Annotated in this window: 24 protein-coding genes; 15 read left to right on the top strand and 9 right to left on the bottom strand. The window is 48.1% G+C overall.

What is annotated here, in order from left to right; genetic code table 11:
• The 7 genes from ACLR2L_RS00665 to coaBC form a co-directional block, all read right to left on the bottom strand.
• On the bottom strand, window positions 1-1,045 hold a 1,045-nt coding region (locus ACLR2L_RS00665; protein ID WP_413364785.1), incomplete at its 3' end, for a Y-family DNA polymerase.
• Window positions 1,020-1,712, bottom strand: a complete 693-nt coding sequence (locus ACLR2L_RS00660) for a hypothetical protein (protein ID WP_413364782.1) — start codon at window positions 1,710-1,712, stop codon at window positions 1,020-1,022. The genes ACLR2L_RS00660 and ACLR2L_RS00665, both read right to left, overlap by 26 nt.
• Window positions 1,713-1,803: 91 nt before the next feature.
• Window positions 1,804-2,292 carry a hypothetical protein gene (locus tag ACLR2L_RS00655; protein WP_140960678.1) on the bottom strand — a complete coding sequence of 163 codons (489 nt, stop codon included), beginning with the start codon at window positions 2,290-2,292 and terminating at the stop codon, window positions 1,804-1,806.
• Between the two features lie 36 nt (window positions 2,293-2,328).
• Window positions 2,329-2,655, bottom strand: coding sequence for a DUF1820 family protein (locus tag ACLR2L_RS00650; protein WP_140960680.1), 327 nt, complete (start codon window positions 2,653-2,655; stop codon window positions 2,329-2,331).
• Window positions 2,656-2,776: 121 nt separating this feature from the next.
• A complete protein-coding gene (locus tag ACLR2L_RS00645) occupies window positions 2,777-3,349 on the bottom strand; it encodes a TetR/AcrR family transcriptional regulator (RefSeq protein ID WP_140960682.1) in 573 nt (190 codons plus the stop codon).
• Between the two features lie 92 nt (window positions 3,350-3,441).
• Window positions 3,442-4,032, bottom strand: a complete 591-nt coding sequence (gene slmA / locus ACLR2L_RS00640; RefSeq protein WP_140960684.1) for a nucleoid occlusion factor SlmA — start codon at window positions 4,030-4,032, stop codon at window positions 3,442-3,444.
• Between the two features lie 66 nt (window positions 4,033-4,098).
• Window positions 4,099-5,304, bottom strand: a complete 1,206-nt coding sequence (gene coaBC / locus ACLR2L_RS00635; RefSeq protein ID WP_413364778.1) for a bifunctional phosphopantothenoylcysteine decarboxylase/phosphopantothenate--cysteine ligase CoaBC — start codon at window positions 5,302-5,304, stop codon at window positions 4,099-4,101.
• 192 nt (window positions 5,305-5,496) lie between these two features.
• Here coaBC and radC point away from each other — a divergent pair, with 192 nt between their 5' ends.
• The 9 genes from radC (at window position 5,497) to mutM (ending at window position 12,334) form a co-directional block, all read left to right on the top strand.
• The gene (gene radC, locus ACLR2L_RS00630; protein WP_413364776.1) at window positions 5,497-6,171 is read left to right on the top strand and encodes a RadC family protein; all 675 of its coding nucleotides are present in this window, start codon (window positions 5,497-5,499) and stop codon (window positions 6,169-6,171) included.
• 172 nt (window positions 6,172-6,343) lie between these two features.
• The gene (locus tag ACLR2L_RS00625; protein WP_413364774.1) at window positions 6,344-6,745 is read left to right on the top strand and encodes a hypothetical protein; all 402 of its coding nucleotides are present in this window, start codon (window positions 6,344-6,346) and stop codon (window positions 6,743-6,745) included.
• A gap of 88 nt (window positions 6,746-6,833) precedes the next feature.
• The gene (locus tag ACLR2L_RS00620; protein WP_413364772.1) at window positions 6,834-7,535 is read left to right on the top strand and encodes a YjbF family lipoprotein; all 702 of its coding nucleotides are present in this window, start codon (window positions 6,834-6,836) and stop codon (window positions 7,533-7,535) included.
• Entirely contained in the window at window positions 7,528-8,259 is a 732-nt protein-coding gene (locus ACLR2L_RS00615; protein ID WP_413364769.1) for a capsule biosynthesis GfcC family protein, read from the top strand. The genes ACLR2L_RS00620 and ACLR2L_RS00615 overlap by 8 nt, the downstream gene beginning before the upstream one ends.
• A 3-nt stretch (window positions 8,260-8,262) precedes the next feature.
• The gene (locus ACLR2L_RS00610; RefSeq protein ID WP_413364766.1) at window positions 8,263-10,368 is read left to right on the top strand and encodes a YjbH domain-containing protein; all 2,106 of its coding nucleotides are present in this window, start codon (window positions 8,263-8,265) and stop codon (window positions 10,366-10,368) included.
• 186 nt (window positions 10,369-10,554) lie between these two features.
• Entirely contained in the window at window positions 10,555-10,791 is a 237-nt protein-coding gene (gene rpmB, locus ACLR2L_RS00605; protein WP_140960695.1) for a 50S ribosomal protein L28, read from the top strand.
• 12 nt (window positions 10,792-10,803) lie between these two features.
• Window positions 10,804-10,959 (top strand): 50S ribosomal protein L33, encoded by a 156-nt coding sequence (gene rpmG, locus ACLR2L_RS00600; RefSeq protein WP_413364764.1) that lies wholly within the window; start codon window positions 10,804-10,806, stop codon window positions 10,957-10,959.
• A gap of 83 nt (window positions 10,960-11,042) precedes the next feature.
• Entirely contained in the window at window positions 11,043-11,519 is a 477-nt protein-coding gene (locus tag ACLR2L_RS00595; protein WP_140960697.1) for a hypothetical protein, read from the top strand.
• On the top strand, window positions 11,519-12,334 hold the full coding sequence (gene mutM, locus ACLR2L_RS00590) for a bifunctional DNA-formamidopyrimidine glycosylase/DNA-(apurinic or apyrimidinic site) lyase (RefSeq protein ID WP_413364762.1): 816 nt from the start codon (window positions 11,519-11,521) through the stop codon (window positions 12,332-12,334). Before ACLR2L_RS00595 ends, mutM begins: the two co-directional genes overlap by 1 nt.
• A 6-nt stretch (window positions 12,335-12,340) precedes the next feature.
• Here mutM and coaD read toward each other — a convergent pair whose 3' ends face one another.
• On the bottom strand, window positions 12,341-12,826 hold the full coding sequence (gene coaD / locus ACLR2L_RS00585; RefSeq protein ID WP_140960700.1) for a pantetheine-phosphate adenylyltransferase: 486 nt from the start codon (window positions 12,824-12,826) through the stop codon (window positions 12,341-12,343).
• A 54-nt stretch (window positions 12,827-12,880) separates the two neighbouring features.
• Window positions 12,881-13,618 (bottom strand): 3-deoxy-D-manno-octulosonic acid kinase, encoded by a 738-nt coding sequence (locus ACLR2L_RS00580; protein ID WP_413364759.1) that lies wholly within the window; start codon window positions 13,616-13,618, stop codon window positions 12,881-12,883.
• 87 nt (window positions 13,619-13,705) lie between these two features.
• On the opposite strand from ACLR2L_RS00580, the gene ACLR2L_RS00575 reads away from it, so the two are divergent.
• The 6 genes from ACLR2L_RS00575 to tdh all read left to right on the top strand — a co-directional run bounded on the left by ACLR2L_RS00575 (window position 13,706) and on the right by tdh (window position 21,377).
• Window positions 13,706-14,764 carry a glycosyltransferase family 9 protein gene (locus ACLR2L_RS00575; RefSeq protein ID WP_413364757.1) on the top strand — a complete coding sequence of 353 codons (1,059 nt, stop codon included), beginning with the start codon at window positions 13,706-13,708 and terminating at the stop codon, window positions 14,762-14,764.
• 146 nt (window positions 14,765-14,910) lie between these two features.
• Window positions 14,911-15,345 carry a hypothetical protein gene (locus ACLR2L_RS00570; protein WP_413364755.1) on the top strand — a complete coding sequence of 145 codons (435 nt, stop codon included), beginning with the start codon at window positions 14,911-14,913 and terminating at the stop codon, window positions 15,343-15,345.
• Window positions 15,345-16,532: a hypothetical protein gene (locus ACLR2L_RS00565; RefSeq protein WP_140960706.1), complete on the top strand. Its 1,188-nt coding sequence runs from the start codon at window positions 15,345-15,347 to the stop codon at window positions 16,530-16,532. Before ACLR2L_RS00570 ends, ACLR2L_RS00565 begins: the two co-directional genes overlap by 1 nt.
• Before the next feature lie 2 nt (window positions 16,533-16,534).
• Window positions 16,535-18,985, top strand: a complete 2,451-nt coding sequence (locus ACLR2L_RS00560; protein WP_413364753.1) for an EAL domain-containing protein — start codon at window positions 16,535-16,537, stop codon at window positions 18,983-18,985.
• A gap of 173 nt (window positions 18,986-19,158) precedes the next feature.
• Entirely contained in the window at window positions 19,159-20,355 is a 1,197-nt protein-coding gene (locus tag ACLR2L_RS00555; protein ID WP_140960710.1) for a glycine C-acetyltransferase, read from the top strand.
• Window positions 20,352-21,377, top strand: a complete 1,026-nt coding sequence (gene tdh, locus ACLR2L_RS00550) for an L-threonine 3-dehydrogenase (protein WP_140960712.1) — start codon at window positions 20,352-20,354, stop codon at window positions 21,375-21,377. Before ACLR2L_RS00555 ends, tdh begins: the two co-directional genes overlap by 4 nt.

The raw sequence follows: 21,377 nt of genomic DNA, 5'->3' as shown, positions 1-21,377 counted from the left end.
GAAATACAACTGTGTTCTCGCAGCAAAGCTGAAACCCCCGTAACGGCGAAGTGAGTTCTATCTGCTCCAGTTTTAAAGAGAGCAAGCTTAACCAATCCTGAGCATTGTGAAGGGGCGCACCTGAACGGATATCAATCTGTAGCTGAGGAGAATCGGCCAAATGCAACATTAACACGAGTGAGTCTGTGGTGAGGTTATGGCTTTTCAGAAATGCACAGCATTGCTCTACCGGGTGAGTTAAAAAGCGGAGTAACCTGGTACTGTCTTCTAATTCAAAAGGTAATTCACACTGATACTGAAAACGCTGTGAGGGATGGAAAACGGGTCGTGGAGTGTGCTTGTTTCCTTTCAGTGCCAGCACATAACTAATTAACGTATTGTCGAAACGCTTGCCTAATTCTTCCAATGGTATCTGAAATACGGCATGTAAGCTGCGGATCCCCATACGGTTAAACTGGGTGATGTGTTTTTCTGACAGCGCAGTTACGGCCAAACTGGCCGATTGTAATGCGCAAATCGCCTGAGCGTTTGTTTCATATATTGTATCTACTTTACCCTTTGCCAGCGCCTGTGCGGTTTCTACAGTTGGGCCAGTGGCAAAGTGATATCGCAATCCAGTTTGTTGAAGCGTGTGATGAAACAACGCCACGAAATTTCCCACAGACTGGTAATAATGAATGATAGGGTCCAGTTTAATGGCTAACCCCTGAGGCGCTAATAACACAATGTCTGATGCGATCTGGTAAAGTTGACTTGCTAACAGTGTGAGTAACCGGTTTTCAGACTCAAATGAATACGGTAAAAGCTGAATGCTGCTTTGCAGAGCACTTGCCTGAGCCAGGCCCATGCCTCGTTGAATGCCTGCACTGGCAGCTGTGCCAGATACTTGTAATATCTCATTGTTAACAGGGCAGAACACAACCAGCGCTGCGTGCTTATCTTCAGCAAGCTCATGAATAAAGTGATCGAGCTGCAAAAAGGGAAAGTCAACATAAAGCCATTGCATAATCGCGTACTGCCTAACTGGCGGTGAGACTGGCTTCATGCAGGGTACTTGTTTGGCGCATGGCTGATTGAATAGCTTCATTGCTGGCAGGCAAGGGATTGCTAAGCCTGATGCCTGCTTTGGGCCAGCTGCCAACTACCCGGTGTACGTCAATAAACCATTGCTCTCCCTGCAAATACAACTCGCAATCTATATTTACCGGTAAGGTAGCGAGTGAATGCCGGGTATAATCTACATTCAGTACCAAACACTGATATTGTTTGCTCAAAACCTGCAATCTGCGTGCAGCTCGGACATCCAGCGTATCGAAACTATATACAATCAGACTGCAGGCCTGACTGCGAATACACTGTTCGCACGCCCACAATGCTTGTTGCGAGGTAGAGGGTGTTATCAGCCAACTGTGTTCGATTAGTTGTTGCCTGGCAAGCCATACCGGATTAATCCGATAGTACCCGTAGATCCAGAGTATTTTTTTTCCTTGATGAATAAGCGGGTTGAAGATGGCTTGCAATAACTGTAATTCGCCACTCCCTACACCACAGCGAATGCGCGACAAACCAGCACGGGGAATGCCTCCCGCAAGCGCACTATCCAGTGTTTCTATGCCGAGCGGAAGCCGCTCAATCCCTTGATGAGAAGATGAGTTTGCGTTCCCCAGATAGATATCCGGGTGTTTGGTGAGAGATTGGATTGCGCTTTTCATAATTCAATTTACTGTATTTATATACAGTATTGTAGCGCAAAAAAATGCCTCTGCAAGAGGCATTCATGGTGTTCAGTTGTGGGTAAAATCCCTAATTGCTGGCTGCTTCCGTTTTTGTTACGGGAAAGCTCATGCCTTTACAGGCAATAATAAAACCTTCCAGCGTATTTTGACTCCAGGCCACACGGATTTCACTGGGTTGCAGTTTTACTTTTTCCCGCACGGCTTCAATGGTTAAGTCGGAATCGTGTAACACAGAATTCAGCGCTTCTTCAACAGTCATGCCCTTGTCCATACAGAGTACAGCGATGGTGCTGATATTGTGAAAAACGAATTGAAATACTTCAAATGCGCCCGTCTCTATCAGGCCGCGTTTGTGCGACGATTCAAGACGTTCTACCAAAAAAAGCTGAATTTGTTTAGCCAGAACAACCATACCGCTGGTTGAGTCATTGATGCGGCGATTACTGGCTTTTAAATTGGATTGCGATAACACTAGCGCTCTTTGCAGATTCTGCACGCGCATTACAAAATAAATGAGTAACAAAATCAGCGCAGCTATAAAAGCAAACATCACCATCGGTTTCTTAATCCTGTTTTATTGGTGTTTATATTGTCAGTCTTTCTTCGGTGTATAAATTGGACTGGGGAATGCAGTTACTTTATCAGATAGTTGGGTGATTTTGGCAGTCCCTTGTTTTTTTACTGTATCAATTCGTAACACATTGTGCATTGGAATATAGGTACGAGTGACGTCAGCAAACTCATTCTTGAGTTTTTCATGAGACGGGTCAAGGACTAACTGGGTGTGGTTGTCCCAAACAAAATCGCCAATTTCCACAAAGCCAAACAGTCCGCCCTGAGACAATTCCCTTACGTACAGCTCATAACGTTCACCGTTACTAACAAATTGAATACGATACAAAATTTGCTTATCGGTCATAACTTCTCGCTAATTACACAACAGATATACGTGGATGAAATTGATGTTGAACGTGGCAGCCAGGCTGCCAACAGCGAATTATAACTATTTCTGACCGGCGTACCAGAGGAGGTCGATGTGATTATGCCGCCAGAATCGGGTTGATCAACGCGTGAGTCGCTATGTGCAGTTCTTCTTTGGATTCGGCCAGAATACTGTTAATGGCAAAGCCCTGAACAAAGCAGGTAAGCTGAAGTGCGATAGCCTCCACGTTAATCCCTGCTTTAACAGTTCCCTGGCGCTGAGCTTGTTCCAGGCAGCCAATAAACCCAAGCTGCAAGCGATCAAGGTAATGGCGGCCCATCGATCGAATCGTGTCATCGTCATGACCCAATTCCGTAACCATATTGATCAATAAACATCCGCGGCCAAACATGGCGGAAATATACGCGTCAAAAAAGGCTTCAACAGAGGCAATACCGTGATGGTTTTCTAACTGCGCAACAATGGGCGCCAGCTTATTTTCCTGATAGAACTTCAGGGTTTCGTACAGAAATTGCTGCTTACTGCCAAATTCCAGATAAAACCCTCTGCGGTTGAACTCGGTGCGCGCAATAATTTCTTCCATCACTGCACCGTGATAGCTGTGCTCAAGGAAAATATCAATGGCTTCACCCATGATAGTGTCTACATCATACAAAGACTGTCGTGGCATGCGCTCGCCCGGCTCAATAAAGAATAAACGTTCTAAAGGTAGTGCGAATTTTCAAAAATGCAAGCAGCGGTGCAACACACCGCTGTATCAAACTAAATGAAAAAAGACTGCTTAAAGCACGCCCAGTGCTCGTTGAAATGCTCGGTAGGTTTACGCTGAAAACCACTGCGAATAAACTGATTAATTCTGCCGTCGGTAAAGCAAATCATTGTGTTAGCAATTAAGGCTTCGTCGGCAGACAACTGCTTACCTTCACGTAAACGGCGTTCGCGTAGAATTTGCTTGAGTTGTGTTTCCAAACGTTCGAACAGCTTGGCAATCCGCAAGCGCAAGCGCTCTTGCTCACCCAATAGTGCATCGCCATTTAAAATTCGGGTAATGCCCGGATTCTTTTCCGCAAAACCCAAAATCAGATGCAGAATCAACTGACAACGCGCTGCGGAGTCCTTTTCTTCATTAATGATTTTGTTGATACGCGAAAACAGGGTTTCCTCAATAAATTCTATCAGGCCCTCAAACATCCTGGCTTTGCTGGGAAAGTGCCGATAAAGAGCCGCTTCTGACACGCCTACTTTTTCTGCCAGTTTGGCTGTGGTAATGCGTTCACCCGGATTGGTCTCGAGCATCCCGGCTAACGCCTGAAGAATTTGTGCTCTGCGATTGGTTTTTTTTGCGGCAGGCATAATGAGCGTGCTTCCTCCATTGTCGGCGTGCCTTCTGGCTTACCGAATAATGCGTTCAATATAAAATTAACTGTTTTTTAATTGGTATCGTTCGTTAATCAGCTTTAATAATGCCAACGCCAATTCCGTTTTTGGCTGCGGCGGTAGTTCAATGCTGCCGTCTTTCCAAAATACCTGTAGCGCATTTGCGTCACTATTAAAGCCAAGTCCTGCCCGTGTAATATCATTGGCAGCAATCATATCCAGTTTTTTATCGGCCAGTTTCTTTTGAGCATAAGCTTCAACATTCTGGCTCTCTGCCGCAAACCCTACACAAAAGGGAGGATTAGGCAATCCGGCAACCGTTTTTAGGATATCAGGGTTTTTTACAAAAGTAAGTGTTAACGTATCGGCTTGCTTCTTTATTTTGTTGTCTGCAATATCCGACGCCCTGTAATCGGCAACAGCAGCGGTAGCAATAAAAATATCATGGGCAGACACATGTGCCATCACGGCTTCAAGCATTTGCTCAGCACTTTCAACATTAATGATGTTGGCGCCAGGCGGCGTTGCCAAATTAACCGGACCCGCAACCAGTGTTACCCGCGCGCCCAAAGCAAGGGCTTGCCGGGCAATGGCAAAGCCCATTTTTCCAGAGCTGTGGTTTGAAATAAATCGCACCGGATCCAGGCTTTCCCGCGTTGGGCCTGCGGTGATGAGTATGGATTTCCCAGTCAGGGGCTGCTCCCGGCTAACAAAGGTTATCAGGCTTTCAACAATATCCTGTGGTTCCAGCATACGCCCTGGCCCAACATCGCCGCATGCCTGCTCCCCATCAGCGGGTCCTACCAATAACGCGCCATAGTGCTGAATGCGATTAAGATTGGTCTGGGTTGGTATGGCTTTCCACATTTGCTGGTTCATTGCGGGGGCAATAACAACCTGCGCGGTCGTTGCAAGAAACAGTGTAGTGAGCAAGTCGTCGGCAATACCATTTGCCAGTTTCGCAATGGTATTGGCGGTGGCCGGGGCAATCAGTAAGATGTCTGCCCATTTAGCCAGCTCGATATGGCCCATTGCAGCTTCGGCTGTTGGATCAAGTAAATCCGTACTCACCGGATTGCCGGATACCGCCTGTAACGACAGTTCACTCACAAAGTGTGTTGCTGACTGGGTTAACACCACTCTGACTTTTGCGCCCTGAGCAGTGAGTTTTCTTACCAGATCCGGGGTTTTGTAAGCAGCAATCCCACCGGTAACACCCAATACAACATTTTTACCTGCTAACGACATATATATTCACCTGACTGAATAAACGCCGAAAGACTACCACGCACACACTTTTCTGTGTAGCGATAGATCAACAGCATGGTGCACTTTGCCAGAGTGTGCGCCAAAAATGTGCATAAAACCCGGCATAAGTGCAGTAGGCAGCGATTTATTGTCTGTTTAAGCTATCGACTTCATCACTGGCAGGGACCATTCATGACATTACTGAAGTTGCCTGAACAAGCCCGGCCCCGGGAGAAATTATTGGCACAAGGGGTGGCACAGCTTTCTGATATTGAATTGCTGGCAATTCTCATTCGCAGCGGCAATCAGGGGCTATCGGCACTGGATATTGCCCGTTGCCTTTTGCAGACATTTGGATCGCTACGGGGTGTAATGACCGCCTCAAAAGCGCATTTGTGTAAGGTAAATGGTATCGGCGACACTAAATACTGTGAGTTTCAGGCGGCGCTGGAAGTCAATCGTCGTCAGCTGGCAGAGCCATTACACGAGCGTTCAATGTTTCACAGCGCCGACGACGCCAAGCTCTTTTTGCGCGCGCAGTTGCGCGATCTCAACCAGGAGGTATTTGCCATAATGATGCTCAATAGCCAGCACCATTTACTGGCGTTTCGCAAGATGTTCACCGGTACGATTAATGCGGCCGCAGTATACCCTAGAGAACTGGTAAAGCAGGCCCTGACCGATAACGCCGCCGCGGTCATTCTGGTACATAATCACCCTTCTGGTAACCCCACTCCCAGTCAGGCAGACATTGCTCTTACTCGTGATGTAAAAAAAGCCATGGATTTAGTGGATATTCAGGTACTTGACCATTTTATTGTGGCAGACAATCAGGTAAGCTCACTGGCTCAGCAAGGATTGCTGTAGAAAATTTAGCCAGATTTTATTGTAAAACAGCTTTTTTGGCATGAAACATGGATAGTTTTCAGACTCAGGGCAAGGACAATTAATGACTGATTAATTTTTCTTATCCTATAGTCATCTTGTGCAAAATGCACTAATATGCCTCACTGGCGGATATCCAAAGAAAGGACTAATCATGAAGAAAACATTACTTGCTACGTTGATAGGTGCGTCTACTATCCTGTCAGCTGGTACTTATGCCCAGGACCAAGGTACTGGTGGTGCAGGTGCTACTGGTGCTGCGAGTGGTAGCGTGGTATCTGCTGCTATTGCAGCGGGTGCAATTGTAACCTCTCTGGCTGCATCAATCATTGCTAACAACAAAGGCAAATCTACAATCATTGGCGACGGTGATGGAGATGGCGACGGCGATGGTGATGGCGATGGTGACGGTGATGGCGATTGTAACGGCGACGACGAGTTGGTTGATGGCGTTTGTATCGGTACCACCGTAACAAACACAGTTACCGTATCTGGTACGCAAACAATCACTGTGCCTGTAACAGTTACCTATATCTACGCGCCTGGCGAACAGTAAGCGTAAAAGGTTTTGAAAAAGCCGCCTTCTGGGCGGCTTTTTTATTGTGTACTATGGAACCTGTTTATTCTAAGGCTTAATTTGCAGCATGACCGTTAGATTATTTCGCAACCTGGTGTGTATCGGCCTGGTTGCCACATTTCTTGCAAGTTGTTCCTCAACGCATCGCTTATATCTGGATTCACTGCGATTGGCGTTTCGCTCCGGTCCGGAAAAAAGTCTGGCTGATATTCAACAAAGCAACATCGATTTATTGCAGCTGAAGCTTGGCAATAAAAATGCGGTTTTTCTGGCGCTGGCTTACATAGAAGACAATACGGCGAAGTGGGTATCAGCCGATCACGCGGTGTTTGTATTTCATCACGATAAACTGGTTAGAACGTCTGGTTTCCCTAACGATTTACTTCAAACCAGTAATCTCACAGAAAACCATCTTGCGCCAGCGTTGAAGCCCAGCAGTTCATCCTGGCAATACACCCTGGACATTGCCAATCACGAATACGGGTTACCGGTGAATGCAACGCTGGAAGCTTCTGGCAGCGAAACCATGGAATTTTACGGGCACACATTTCAATTGCAGAAATGGGTTGAGACCCTGCAGATAAAACCCTCCACGCCTTACTGGGATTCTTCGTATACCTGGGAGAATATTTATCTGGTGGAGCCTGAATCTGGCTATGTGTTCTATAGCGAACAACGCGCCTCGCCGTTTACCGACGAAATGGTGATCACCTATGTGAGTCGTATTGCCAGACACCTTAAAGCACAAGAGGAGCAAGTACATGAGTAAGTATTGCGTTGCTCTGATGTTGGTGCTTGCAATGGTTAACGGTGCAGTGGCTGCACAATTATCTTTTAATGCTCAAAACACCATTATTACCTTTGATAACCCGGTAAAACTGGCTGACGTATTGGAAAAACTGCCCAATCCGCATGCCGCTTATTGGGCGGGAGCCGGTATTTACGAGCTCGATAGCGCCCAGGCTGAAGCGCAGCGTGCACACGTGATGAATCTGTTGGCAGCACTGATCCGCGAGCAAACCGCCGGCTCGGAACGTCACATTTTGCTCAGCAATATGTACAGGGATATCAGTAATTGGCATTTAATGCGGCGTTTGAATATTGATGTCGATTACGATCAGGCGCGGTTAAATCCAAAGCGCAATCCTGGCTTTGTGTCGGGCCGATATTACATTAAAGCGAAACCACAAGTAGCCAGTATCGACCTTATGGGTCAGCTACAAGAATCGGTTACGCTGGCCTTTGACAATGCGTTGACGGTAAGTGATTACCTGGAAAGCGTTGAGTCTTCCGACTACGCAGACAATGATTATGTGTATGTTATTGAACCTAATGGCAAGCTGACAAAACAGGGGATCGCTTACTGGAATGACACACACTACAAGCCCATGCCGGGCAGTGTGATTTTTGTGCCGCTTCAAACCGGTTTGTTCAGCAACGACATTGACCAGCTCAATGACCAGATTGCCAAACTGCTACAACACAGGATGTAACTCTTGACTGCATTAAACTTAAGACTTGCCGTTGCAACGGCATTAATGAGTGGTGTGGCGGTAGCAGATGAGATACCGGCCGCAGATAACCCGTACAGCGTTACGCCATCGCAGATGGTGCAAGGTGGCGTGGGATTATGGCAAACGCCAACGGCCAGAATGATGCCCGAAGGCGCGCTGTCGTTAAACTATACCGATAACAATGAGTACCGTTTCTGGTCGGTGAGCCTGCAGCTTTTCCCCTGGATGGAAGCCACGGCGCGCTATACCGATACCCGCACGCGCTTATACAGTAACGTAGACAGCTTTAGCGGCGATCAAACCCTGAAAGACAAAGGGTTGGATGTGAAATTCCGCCTGTGGGAAGAAAGCTATTACTTGCCTGATATTTCGATTGGCTTCAGAGACTTTGGCGGAACGGGTTTCTTCGACAGCGAATTTGTGAACATGAGCAAGTCGGTAGGGCCATTTGATTTCCACGCAGGTTTAGGCTGGGGATACATGGGTACACACGACGACCTCACAAGCCCCTTCTGTAAGCTGCGTGAAAGCTATTGTGAGCGGCCAACGGGGTTTTCTGGTCGGGGTGGTAAGGTTGACTATCAAAACTTCTTTAAAGGTCCTATGGCGTTCTTTGGTGGGGTTGAATACCGCACGCCGGTAGACGGGCTTACCCTGAAAGCAGAATACGAAGGTAATAATTACGTTGACGATCGCGCTGGTGAGCTGCCGCAGGATACGCGCTGGAACATTGGCGCCTTGTATCGCTGGAAAGGCTTTGATTTCTCGCTGAACTATCAACGCGGCAACACCGTCGGGTTTGGGGTGAGTTATCGATTGAATATGCACACCATGAAGCAGCAAAAAGTTGACCGTCCGCCCATGGATATTACCAACCGTACGCCTGCTGCCGATGTGGAATCCATTAACAAGCAACGCCTGGTCAGAAATTTAGTGTTCAGGGGCGGGTTTGTTCCCAACGACATGGACATCGAAGCAACCAGCGCAACGATTTACGGTGTGCAAACCTCTTATCGCGACAACGAAGAGGCCACTGAGCGGGTGGGGCGTATTCTGGCGGCGGAATTGCCCGATTCCATTAAGGAATACCATATTGTAGAGCACGCAGGTAACCATCTCATGGTGGATACCGTAATCGATGCCGACAAGTTTAAGCAGCATGCCAGATATGAAGTGCCGGAAACGGACCTGCCGTCCACCTACCACAGACAGTCTCCTGACGACAAGGCGCGGGCTAATTTCACACCCAAAACCGAGTCAGGACTGTTGTACGGGGCGGAATTCTTCTGGACCCAGTCTATTGGTAACCCGGAAGCATTTTACATGTACCAGGCAGGCTTGATGTTCACCGGCGGCTATCAGTTTAACCGCAATTTTGGCGTGTATGGCACGGTGAGCGCCACTGTGCTGGAGAACTTCGATAAGTTTAACTTTAAGGTAGATAACGAAGACTCAGCATTACCCCGCGTACGTACCCAAACCCGCGAATACGTTACTAATGGTGTGTTGTCGATGAACTCGCTGTATGGCGCGTGGCACGACACTTACGGCGAAGACTGGTATTACGCTGGCTATGGCGGTTACCTTGAAACCATGTATGCCGGTGTGGGCGCCGAGGTGATGTACCGGCCGCTCGACAGTCGCTGGGCATTTGGGATTGATGCAAACTACGTACAGCAACGCGACTTTGAAAATGAATATGGATTACTGGATTATAAAGCCTTTACCGGTTTTGCCAGTGCCTACTGGCAGCCGGAAGTGCTGCCCGATGCGCGCATTCGTGTGAGCGTTGGTCAGTTCCTGGCACGCGACAAAGGGGTCAACATTGAATTTGCCAAGCGCTTCGACAGCGGCGTAGTGGTAGGGGCGTTTGCGTCTATCACCAATGTGTCGGCTGAAGAATATGGCGAAGGCAGTTTTACCAAAGGGTTCTTTATTTCTGTGCCCTTTGATTTATTTGTGTTAAAACCAGCAACCGGACGCGGAACATTCCCATGGATCCCCATCGCACGCGATGGTGGACAAATGCTGAATCGCCCGGTTAACCTGATTAGCACTACAGAAAAACGGTCGCCCTTTTTTGACTGATACCAGCCGCAAACGCAGGCCGTGATCGGGTTTGCGCGACTTTTTTCGCTTTATGAGTTGAATTTGTCGCGCATTTGCTGTATAAAATGCGCCCTCTTTATTAAGGTTATATCGTCATTTGCGTTGCCATAAAAATATGAGCGAAAACAACTGACGCGACAAAATTCGTTGTTCTGGAGACAAATAATGTCAAGAGTATGTCAAGTAACAGGTAAGCGTCCTGCGGTAGGTAACAACCGCTCACACGCTCGCAATGCGACTCGTCGTCGTTTTTTACCTAACCTTCAAACTCACCGTTTTTGGGTTGAAAGCGAAAACCGTTTTGTGAAATTACGCCTTACTCCAAAAGGTATGCGTATTATCGATAAAAAAGGCATTGATTCTGTATTAGCAGACATCCGTGCCCGTGGTGAAAAGATCTAAGGAAGCCAAATCATGCGTGATAAAATTAAATTACTTTCTTCAGCTGGTACTGGTTTTTTCTACACCACTGACAAAAACAAGCGTAACATGCCGGGCAAAATGGAAATCAAAAAGTATGATCCAGTTGTTCGTAAGCACGTTATGTTTAAAGAGGCCAAAATCAAGTAACAAAACTTGCTTTTGTCTCCACGAAAACCCGGCCCGCGCCGGGTTTTTTGCGTGATAAAAATTCAAATTAACAGGTAGTCAACATGGCCCGAATGTCTAAACGTGGATTTAACAACGTGGTGATTTTTGCCATGCTGGGCATGATATTCCTGTTTAATCTGAACAGCTTTTTACCTTCTGCGCCTGTTCCTACTGCTGTGCCGCTACTTCCCGCAGACAGCTATGTGTTGAAAATCGAACAGGGCAACTACAAACTTGAGCGCGTTGGACAGCAATGGCGCTGGAGCGGTGTAAGGCAATCTCTTGCCAGCACCCCTGAACAACATATTGACGTGTGGCGAAGCGCCACCATGGAAATCACACAACCTCCGCGAACCGTGTTACAAACCGAGCCATTGATCACTGTGGTCTGGTTGGCCGGTGCATCGCAGGGTTTGGTATACGCAATTGTGCCTACTTCCCAAAAGGTCTGGATCCAGTTTAATGGCGACTGGTATGTGCTTAATCAGGTGTCGGTGAATGCACTGTTACCCTGGTTAGGTGATTCGGAGGAAATGTAATGCCCGAATTACCCGAGGTCGAAGTATCCCGAATGGGCATTGCCCCGCATTTAGAAGGGCAAACCATCAGCCAGGTAATTGTTCGTGATGCGAGGTTGCGCTGGCCGGTCCCTGACACTATTCAGAATGCCGTTGGCAATGACGTTATCTCAGTTGAACGACGGGCAAAATACTTACTGATCCGGCTGTCCAACCAGGCTGTGATTGTGCTGCACCTGGGGATGTCGGGAAAGCTACGCGTATTGCCTTCTGCCACACCACCCGTGAAGCACGATCACATTGATATTGTGCTGAACAATGGCGTGTGTTTGCGCCTGAACGATCCGCGCAGGTTTGGTGCTTGTTTGTATCAGGAGCCACATGAGCCGCCAGGTAAGCTATTTGCTAACCTTGGACCCGAACCACTCACTGACGAATTTGACGCCAAGCGCCTAATCACCCTGGCAAAAGGCAAGCAGGTTGCGATAAAGAACTTCATCATGGATAACGCTGTGGTGGTAGGGGTGGGAAACATCTACGCCAACGAAGCCTTGTTTATGTCGCGCATCGATCCACGACGCAAAGCCGGTAACGTAAGTGCAAAACGCTACACAGTGCTAACCGAATCTATCAAGATAGTATTGGCAAAAGCCATTGAGCAGGGTGGCACTACACTCAAAGACTTCACGCAAAGCGACGGTAAGCCGGGGTACTTTGCACAATCTTTGAATGTGTATGGGCGGATGGGTGATCCCTGCTTTATTTGCGAAACACCCATAAAAAGTGTGGTGATAGGGCAACGCAACACATTTTATTGCCCAAACTGTCAGTCTTAGCGAACGTTAGCGCTTGTGAAGCTTTTTCTCCAGCGCTGCTTTTACTGCCGGGTCGCAAAACTGGCCAACGTCGCCGTGGTGAAGTGCCACTTCTTTCACCAGCGTAGACGAAATAAATGAGTTTTCTTCGGCCGGGGTTAAAAACACGCTTTCCAGATCAGGATTCAAGCGGCGATTCATGTTCGCCAACTGAAACTCATATTCAAAGTCGGCTACCGCGCGCAATCCCCGAATCAAAATGGTTGCCTGCTGCTGACGAGCAAATTCTGCCAGCAAACCACTGAATCCAATCACAGTTACGTTCGCTAAATCCTTTGTCACTTGCGTGATCAGGCTCACCCGCTCTTCCAGCGTAAATAACGGCTGTTTACTGGGATTGGCGGCAATACCCACGATCACTTCGTCAAACATTCGCGCGGCACGCTCAATCAGGTCGGCATGGCCGTTGGTAATGGGATCAAAGGTTCCAGGGTAAATAGCTCGGGTTTGCATAGTAAATACCAAAAAAGTGGATAGGGTAAAGGACTGACACTAACGGGTATTGAGCTAACTTGCAATTGGCTGCAAATAGCCCGCAGTGAGTGCCTGCCAGTTGTCGTCATTGAAATAATAGTGTTGCTGCGCTCGCGATTGTTCCTTTAGCAAAGAGCGCTGTAAACGGTCCAGATTACCGGGCTTCCAATCGCTGCCCTTTTTTAAACCGCATTTATCAAAGTCGATGAGCCAAAGTTTGTCGTGCTGATCAATCAGTATATTGTGGATATTCAGGTCATGGTGGTAAACCTGCTTATCGTGCATGCGCCTGATCACGTGGCCAATATTCTGCCATACCTGATTATCAAGAGGTGCACCAAGCAAACGCTGGTGGACTTCCTGACAGTGGGGGATTTGCTCCATCAGTATCGAAGCCTCATAGGCCAGCCCAAATCGACTCACCCGGCCAGCCAGCCCCATGGGGACCGGTAAACCAGCCTCACGCATAAAGTGCAGTAGTTGTAATTCGCGAAAGGGTCGTGAAGACTCCAACGTGGTAAACATAAACCGGCGCTGGGAAAAATGCCGGATTAACCCGCCCCTGCAATAGGTGCGAAGTACCATGGGCGCCGGTTGATCAATCATCACAGCGTCGCCACGGCCACTGCCCGGGACGCTATGTGTGCGCTGAGTCCAGTAAGTGGTGAATAACCAGTCTGGCGCGGGAGGCGAAATCCCCATCTCTTCACATGCCTGCAGGTTGTAAAGCACAATGTTGCGGCCATGTCGTGTTGGTACAAGATCAATCAAACGTGTTTTTCTCAGACATTAGACTTGTTTCTTGCTCTTGATTGTAATCAAATTACGGCGGTTTATCAGTGAAATGTGGAAGTTTATTTGTCTACCCTCAGTAAAATTATCGTTCCTCAAAATGGGTCGTTATGCCTGTTGCGGCTCTCTGCCATTGGTGATGTGTGCCACGCCGCTGCAATGGTGCATCGCATAAGAACACACCGTCCGGATATACGTATTACCTGGATCATCGGTAAGATTGAATACCAGCTTATGAAAGGCTTGGATGGCGTTGATTTTGTGGTATACGACAAGAAAACCGGCCGCCAGGGAATGAAAGCCATTAAGGCGCAGTACAAAAACATGCATTTTGATGTGCTATGCGTTATGCAAATAGCACTGCGGGCTAACTTCTTGTCACGGGCGATCAGAGCCAGAGTACGGCTCGGCTTCGACAAAGCGCGTAGTAAAGAAGGGCACAGCTTGTTTATAAACAAGCGTATTGCGCCACAGCATCATCCGCATGTGCTGGAGGGGTTTATGGCCTTTGCCGATGCAATGAGTATACCGCCCGCTGAGCAATTGCAATGGGCATTGCCCTTGTCATCCGACGACCTAAAGGTGGGTGAGGGGCTTGCCGATACACTCGGAAGCTATGCCGTTATTTGTCCTGCGGCATCTAAAGCCGAGCGCAATTGGACTGCAGAAGGATACGCAAGTATATCAAAATGGCTGGTAAACCAGGGTTTTAAAGTATTATTGTGTGGTGGGCCTGCACCCTTGGACCGTCAAATTGGCGACGCCATTTTAGCTGCCGGTGGCCATGTTGAGCAGGACTTAATTGGAAAAACCACGCTTAAAGAACTTGCTGGCGTGCTGGCGAAGGCAAAAGTGGTTATTGCGCCAGATACCGGGCCGGCGCATATGGCAACAACGGTTGGCACACCTGTGGTTGGGCTATACGCACATTCAAACCCTGTGCGTACCGGACCTTACTTGAATCGGGACGATGTTGTATCTGTATACGCTACTTGTGTTGAAGAACAATTTGGCAAGCCTTGGCAGAATTTACCATGGGGTACTCGTGCCAAAGGAAGCACTTTGATGGAAAAAATAACGCCTGAACAGGTTACACAGGTACTATCCCGGGTACTCAATCAATAGAATTTCACAGACTGTTGCTTTAATTATTGCTGTTCTTTTCTACACTTAGAGAAGGCTTTCTTTTGCAGTATGATGTTAAGTCCGCAAGGGGATGTACCAGGCTGAAACCGAAGTCTGTTTGTTAAGGAGCAACGTTGCAAAGCGGAATGAATCGAGCGCTGTTTTTAGTATTGTTCATATTGGTGTGTTGCCCTGTCAGGGCCACTGATACCGTGATCAATATACTGGCGAATGAGACGGTGAATACCGAGGCTCTGTCGCCGGCACAAGTGCGCTTAATTTTTGCTGGCAGAACCCAGTTTTGGCCAAATGGCGAACGGGTGAAAGTATTTGTGTTGCCCGCTTCCAACCCCACTCACACCGATTTTTGTCGCAGTGTTCTGCAAATCTATCCTTATCAGCTGGAAAGGATCTGGCAACGGATCACGTATTCCGGGCAGGGTGATGCACCTGTCATTGTTACATCAGTTGAAGATATGGTGGCAAAGGTTGCCGCCACTCCTGGATCCATTGGCTATGTCAATTTCAACGGGACTCCACCAGAAGGAACGTACTTATTACAGATTGGGGAGCGGGAATAATGCAAAAACTCGCAGTTAAAGGGTTTATTGCCTTTTTGGGGTTGTTCGTTGGTTGTGTGCAGGCCAATGATGATCTTTCCTGGCACGGCTTTATTGCGCAAGGAATAACACAGTCTCAGCACAGCGCTTATATCACTGACGACAACGCATTTACCTTCGAGTCTACTGAAGTTGGTATCAATGCCATCTATACTTTTAATTCAAACGTAAGCGTAGCGGGGCAATTGGTATATCTGGATGGCGGAAACCGCTATCGCCAGGGATCGCGAGTAGATTACCTGTTTTTAGACTGGCGGGTTGCTCAGTATTTCGACTGGCAAATGAACCTGCACCTCGGTCGTTATAAAAACCGTCATTGGTTGTATTCCGCCACGCAGGACGTTCCCCATACGCGCCCTTCCATTATTCTGCCGCAATCGGTGTATTACGATGGCAATCGGGATATGGCGCTGAGCAGTGATGGCATCGCTTTACAGAGCACCAAAGTGGGTGATTCTGGCAGTTGGGAAGTACGTTGGAGTCTGGGGCGCTCGCCACTGGCCAGGGAAGAAACAGAAAAGTTCTTAAGTCCTCTAGCGCAAGGGCGCGTAAAACAGGACATCGTTCATCAGTTTAGTACCTACTGGCAGCCAAACTTTTCTCAGTGGCAAATTGGTTTCAGCTTGCTTCAATCTGATTTTACGTACAAGCCGGCAGAGCAGGATATATTGCTTAATGGCAATTCTACTATTGAACGATTAACACTGGCGGTGCGTTACGACAGTGAAAACTGGGAATTCAGCTCAGAACTGTTGCGCGATCGCTTGCGATACAGAGGCGACTTCACTCAAGGTGTTACGCTGGATATCGACAAAACCGGCGAAGGCGGCTATGCACAATTTCGTTATTTCCTTACCGACGCTATCACCGGATTAATGCGAATCGATAGCTACGACGTAGACAGAAAAGACCGTGATGGCAGGTTGCTCGATCTGAACCCGCTGGGACCGATTCCGCGCTACTACGGCTACATGGACACCGCTACGCTGGGTCTCAGCTGGGATTTTGCCCAGCAAATGCGGGTAAGTGCAGAGCTCTCCAGAACGCGCGGTGCGGGCAGACTGGCAACGGTATTATTTCCTAGCTCACTCATTCAGGCCGATCCTTTCTGGAATACCTGGTCGGTGCAGTTTATGTACTGGTTCTGACCATGCGCCGATTATCCATTAGCTACAAGGTACTGTTCGTTATGCTGATCATGGTCAGCATAGTGTGTACGCTAGTGGTTGGCTTACTGCTGAAACAATCCTCCAGCCAGGAACACGAAATCAATCAATCGTTATTTGCCAGAGATGTTACCCGTTATCACCAGCTTCAGTCTTTACTCGGCGACAGGCTGTCGGTTTGGGTAGAAAGCCTTAAGCACCAGGGCGAATGGGAAACGTTAACCGAAGCACAGTTGCAGCTACAGTTACAACGTAGCAGTGACTTTTTGTTGCTGCAATGGGATGTATCCAGTGTATGGCTGATAAATGAGCTTGGTGAAGTAAATTTCAGTGAAGGTATGTTGCTACCCGATTCACTCAGGCCGATGGTGATGCAAACTCTGCAACAAGGGCGCCCTCAACAGGGTGTATATTGCGGCAATTTTTGCGAAATGGTGGTTAGCACGCCGATAATGTTAGCCGGTGGCAAAACCTATGCAGTTGTCATGACCACATCGTTACAGGAGTTACTTGCGCTGCTGAGCGAAGCCTCCCAGGCTGAGCTTGCTTTGGTGAGACAACCTGATACCGAAGTTGGCTATCAGTCCAGCCGGCTGTATCTCAATAGCACATTAAGCGACAAGCAGTCGCTTATGATGCGAGGTGTGCTAAGAGATTTACCTAAGCAAACAACTATTAAACGACTGATTACCCGGGGCATCGAAGTAGTAAGTGGCAATAACGCCTATTACGCCATGTTATTGCCTTTGTTCAATAGCAACGCCAACGGGCATTATGTGATGTTTGTTCACGATATTGACGATCGCAAGCGCACCTTCAAAATTCAAAAGCTGATTATATTCTTAGGTGGACTGGGTTTGGTACTTACCTTTGTGGTGAGCATGTTTGTATTGTTACGCCGATACTCGCAAAAGCTTGAAGCGCTCTCTAACATGCTGCCATTATTGGCTAACAAGCGATTTGACGAATTTAAAGAGCAAAATAAGCGAAGCTTTTTTCGCAACCAGTGGTTTTCTGATGAACTGGATGTCTTGGGTAGCGCAGCCGAAGAACTGGCTGAAAAGCTGGAAACGTTGGATCAACAAGTAACAGTAAATACAGCAAAATTAGAAAAAATGGCTATGTTTGATAGCCTGACCGGTCTACCCAACCGTAACATGATGACCTTTCAAATTAATAAGTTGCTGGCGTCAGTTAATCGCGAAAAAGGGGGCATTGCACTGCTGTTTATTGACCTGGATAACTTCAAAAAGGTTAACGACAGCCACGGCCATCACTTTGGCGACGAGGTGGTAAAAGTAGCCAGTGAACGTTTGTCCAGAGCTCTACGTGAATCAGACCTTATCTCACGCTTCGGCGGCGACGAGTTCGTTATATTGCTGAATCATGTTGAAACCAACGAACAAGTGGAAAGTGTGGCAAAAAAACTCACGGCTGAATTCGTTGAACCCATGTGCATCGCTGAGCATACGTTTTATATTACTATCAGTATTGGTATTGCTTTCGTGCGGGATTCAAAGAGTAATGCGCTGGAAATGATGCGCCATGCCGACACGGCCATGTACGAAGCCAAATTACTCCGGGGATCCAGCTACCGGTTCTTCGACGCGAACATGAATAAGAAAGTCATGCGTCAGGTTGAGCTGGAGAGTGAAGCGCAGATAGCCATGAAAGAACAACAATTCTTCCTTGCACTGCAACCCCAAATATCACTTAAAACACTCAAGCTGGTGGGCTTCGAAGCATTACTAAGATGGCGTCATCCGCAGCGCGGACTGGTTTCACCTGGTGAGTTTCTGCCATTGCTGGAACATACGCCCATGATGGCAGAGTTGGATTTCTGGGTAATGGAACAAGCTATTATGTTGCTGTCGGAACTTCGAACACGGGGCTATCCGGGAGTGAAAATGGCGATTAACCTGTCGGCTGCGCAATTTGCTAACGAATCCCTGCAACCCTATCTTACAGAATTGATCGCCAAGTACTCGGTAGATGCCAGTTTAATTGAGCTGGAACTTACCGAAACTGTACTGGTAGCCGACATCGAGCGCGCCGTTCAGGTAATTCAGCAAATTCGTTCGCTGGGCTGCCAAATCGCTGTTGACGATTTTGGTACTGGCTATTCATCACTGACTTACCTGCGTTCGATCCCAAGCGACATCATTAAGATTGATCGTTCTTTTATAGCGGGCATGATGGAGGCGGGTACCGATCGCAATATCGTGGATTCAACCATTTCGATGGTGCGCAAAATGGGGCTGGAGGTGATTGCTGAAGGTATTGAAACCGCCGCCCAACTCAATCAGCTGCACAGTATGCAATGTCAGTACGGACAGGGCTATTTTATTAGTAAGCCCATAGAACAACATGTACTTTGGCAGGTGCTACAATCTCAGGTAATAAATGGGCGCTGGGTACTGCTTCACAACACCTGAGAACGTTTTTCTTTATCGTGGTAACTTCCAAGAAAGCGCAATGTTTACCTTTTGCGTGCTAAAAAGTTTACACCCCTCCCGTTTACGTAAAGGTCTGAAACGCGCTTCCGTAAGGCGTAAGTGCAGGCAGTTAGGTACAATAATCCGCATATTAAAACGAAGGGAGCCGCGCTATGTCAGCGTCATTCATTTCTCATATCGAAGCACAACTTGCCGCCACCAAAGAAGAAGGGCTGTACAAAGTTGAGCGTGTCATTTCATCGCAGCAGCAAGCCGATATTGAAACGCAGGACGGTTCGCACGTTATAAACTTCTGTGCGAATAATTACCTTGGTCTGGCTAACGATCCGGCACTTATCGAAGCGGCAAAAAATGGCCTGGACAGCCATGGTTTCGGTATGGCTTCCGTGCGTTTTATTTGTGGAACTCAAGACATTCATAAGGCGCTGGAAGCCAAAATAAGTCACTTCCTGGGCACTGAAGACACTATTTTGTATCCGTCTTGCTTCGACGCCAACGGCGGATTGTTTGAAACCATTTTAGGCCCGGAAGACGCGATAGTGTCTGATGCACTGAACCACGCCAGCATCATCGACGGCGTACGCCTTAGCAAAGCCAAGCGTTATCGCTATGCCAATAACGATATGGCGGCGCTGGAAGAACAGCTTATACAAGCAAGGGCTGATGGCGCGCGTTTTATTCTCATCGCTACCGATGGCGTATTTTCAATGGACGGCATTATTGCCAATCTGAAAGGCGTGTGTGATTTGGCCGACAAGTACGATGCCATGGTAATGGTAGACGACTGCCATGCAACCGGCTTTTTAGGCGATAACGGCCGGGGCAGCCACGAATACTGTGACGTTATGGGCCGCGTAGACATTATCACCGGCACATTGGGTAAAGCCTTGGGCGGCGCGTCAGGCGGTTACACGTCTGGTAGCAAAGCGGTAATTGAATGGTTACGTCAGCGCTCACGTCCGTATTTGTTTTCCAACTCAGTTGCGCCACCGATTGTATCGGCGTCACTTAAAGTGTTCGACATGATGGCTGACGGTCATGCCCTGCGTGAGCAGCTGTGGCGCAATGCAGCTCATTTCCGCTCGCGTATGGAAGCTGCGGGTTTTACCCTGGCAGGTAAAGATCACCCTATTATTCCGGTGATGCTCGGTGACGCTAAGCTGGCAAATGACATGGCAAACAAGCTGATGTCGAAAGGTGTGTATGTGATTGGTTTCTCGTTTCCGGTTGTACCGAAAGGGCAAGCGCGCATTCGTACGCAAATGTCGGCTGCACATACCATTGAGCATGTTGATAAAGCGGTCGACGCGTTTATTGAAGTGGGTCGTGAATTAGGGGTTATTGCATGAAGTCGCTGGTAAAAAGCCAATCCAAGCCTGGCATTTGGCTGGAAGATTCTGTCAAGCCAGAAGTCGGGCATAACGACTTATTAATTAAAATTCGCAAAACCGCCATTTGTGGCACCGACATGCACATTTACAACTGGGACGACTGGGCCCAGAAGACCATTCCGGTGCCCATGGTAGTAGGTCACGAATACGTGGGTGAAGTGGTGGACATGGGTCAGGAAGTGCAAGGCTTTAAAGTAGGCGACCGGGTATCAGGCGAAGGCCATATTACCTGCGGATACTGCCGAAACTGCCGTGCTGGTCGTCGTCACCTGTGTCGCAATACCCAGGGTGTAGGCGTCAATCGCGCGGGGGCGTTTGCCGAATATCTGGTTATTCCCGCGTTTAATGCGTTTAAGATCCCGCACAATATCAGTGATGACCTGGCGTCTATTTTCGACCCTTTCGGCAATGCGGTACATACGGCGCTGTCATTCGATTTAGTGGGCGAAGATGTATTGATCACCGGTGCTGGCCCTATCGGCATTATGGCTGCTGCAGTGGCTCGTCATGTCGGTGCGCGTCACGTTGTGATCACCGACGTCAACCCTTATCGTCTGGCGCTGGCTGAGAAAATGGGCGTCACCCGTGCGGTTAACGTAGCCAATGAAAGTCTGAAAGACGTTATGAAACAACTGGGTATGACCGAAGGCTTTGACATTGGTTTGGAAATGTCAGGTGTGCCGGTGGCGTTCCGCGATATGCTGAACAACATGAACAATGGCGGCAAAATTGCCATGCTGGGTATTCCTCCCCAGGACGTAGCAATCGACTGGAATCAGGTGATTTTTAAAGGTCTGGTGATCAAGGGGATCTACGGCCGTGAAATGTTCGAAACCTGGTATAAAATGGCCAGTCTTATCCAAAGCGGACTGGATATTTCGCCTATTATTACGCATCAGTTTTCAATAGATGAATTCCAGCAGGGATTTGATACTATGGGCTCAGGACATTCAGGAAAAGTAATCCTTAACTGGCAGTAG

Source organism: Alteromonas sp. AMM-1 (assembly GCF_047290655.1).
GTDB classification, from domain to species: Bacteria; Pseudomonadota; Gammaproteobacteria; order Enterobacterales; family Alteromonadaceae; genus Alteromonas; species Alteromonas mangrovi.
This window is presented reverse-complemented; position numbering and strand designations above follow the sequence as displayed.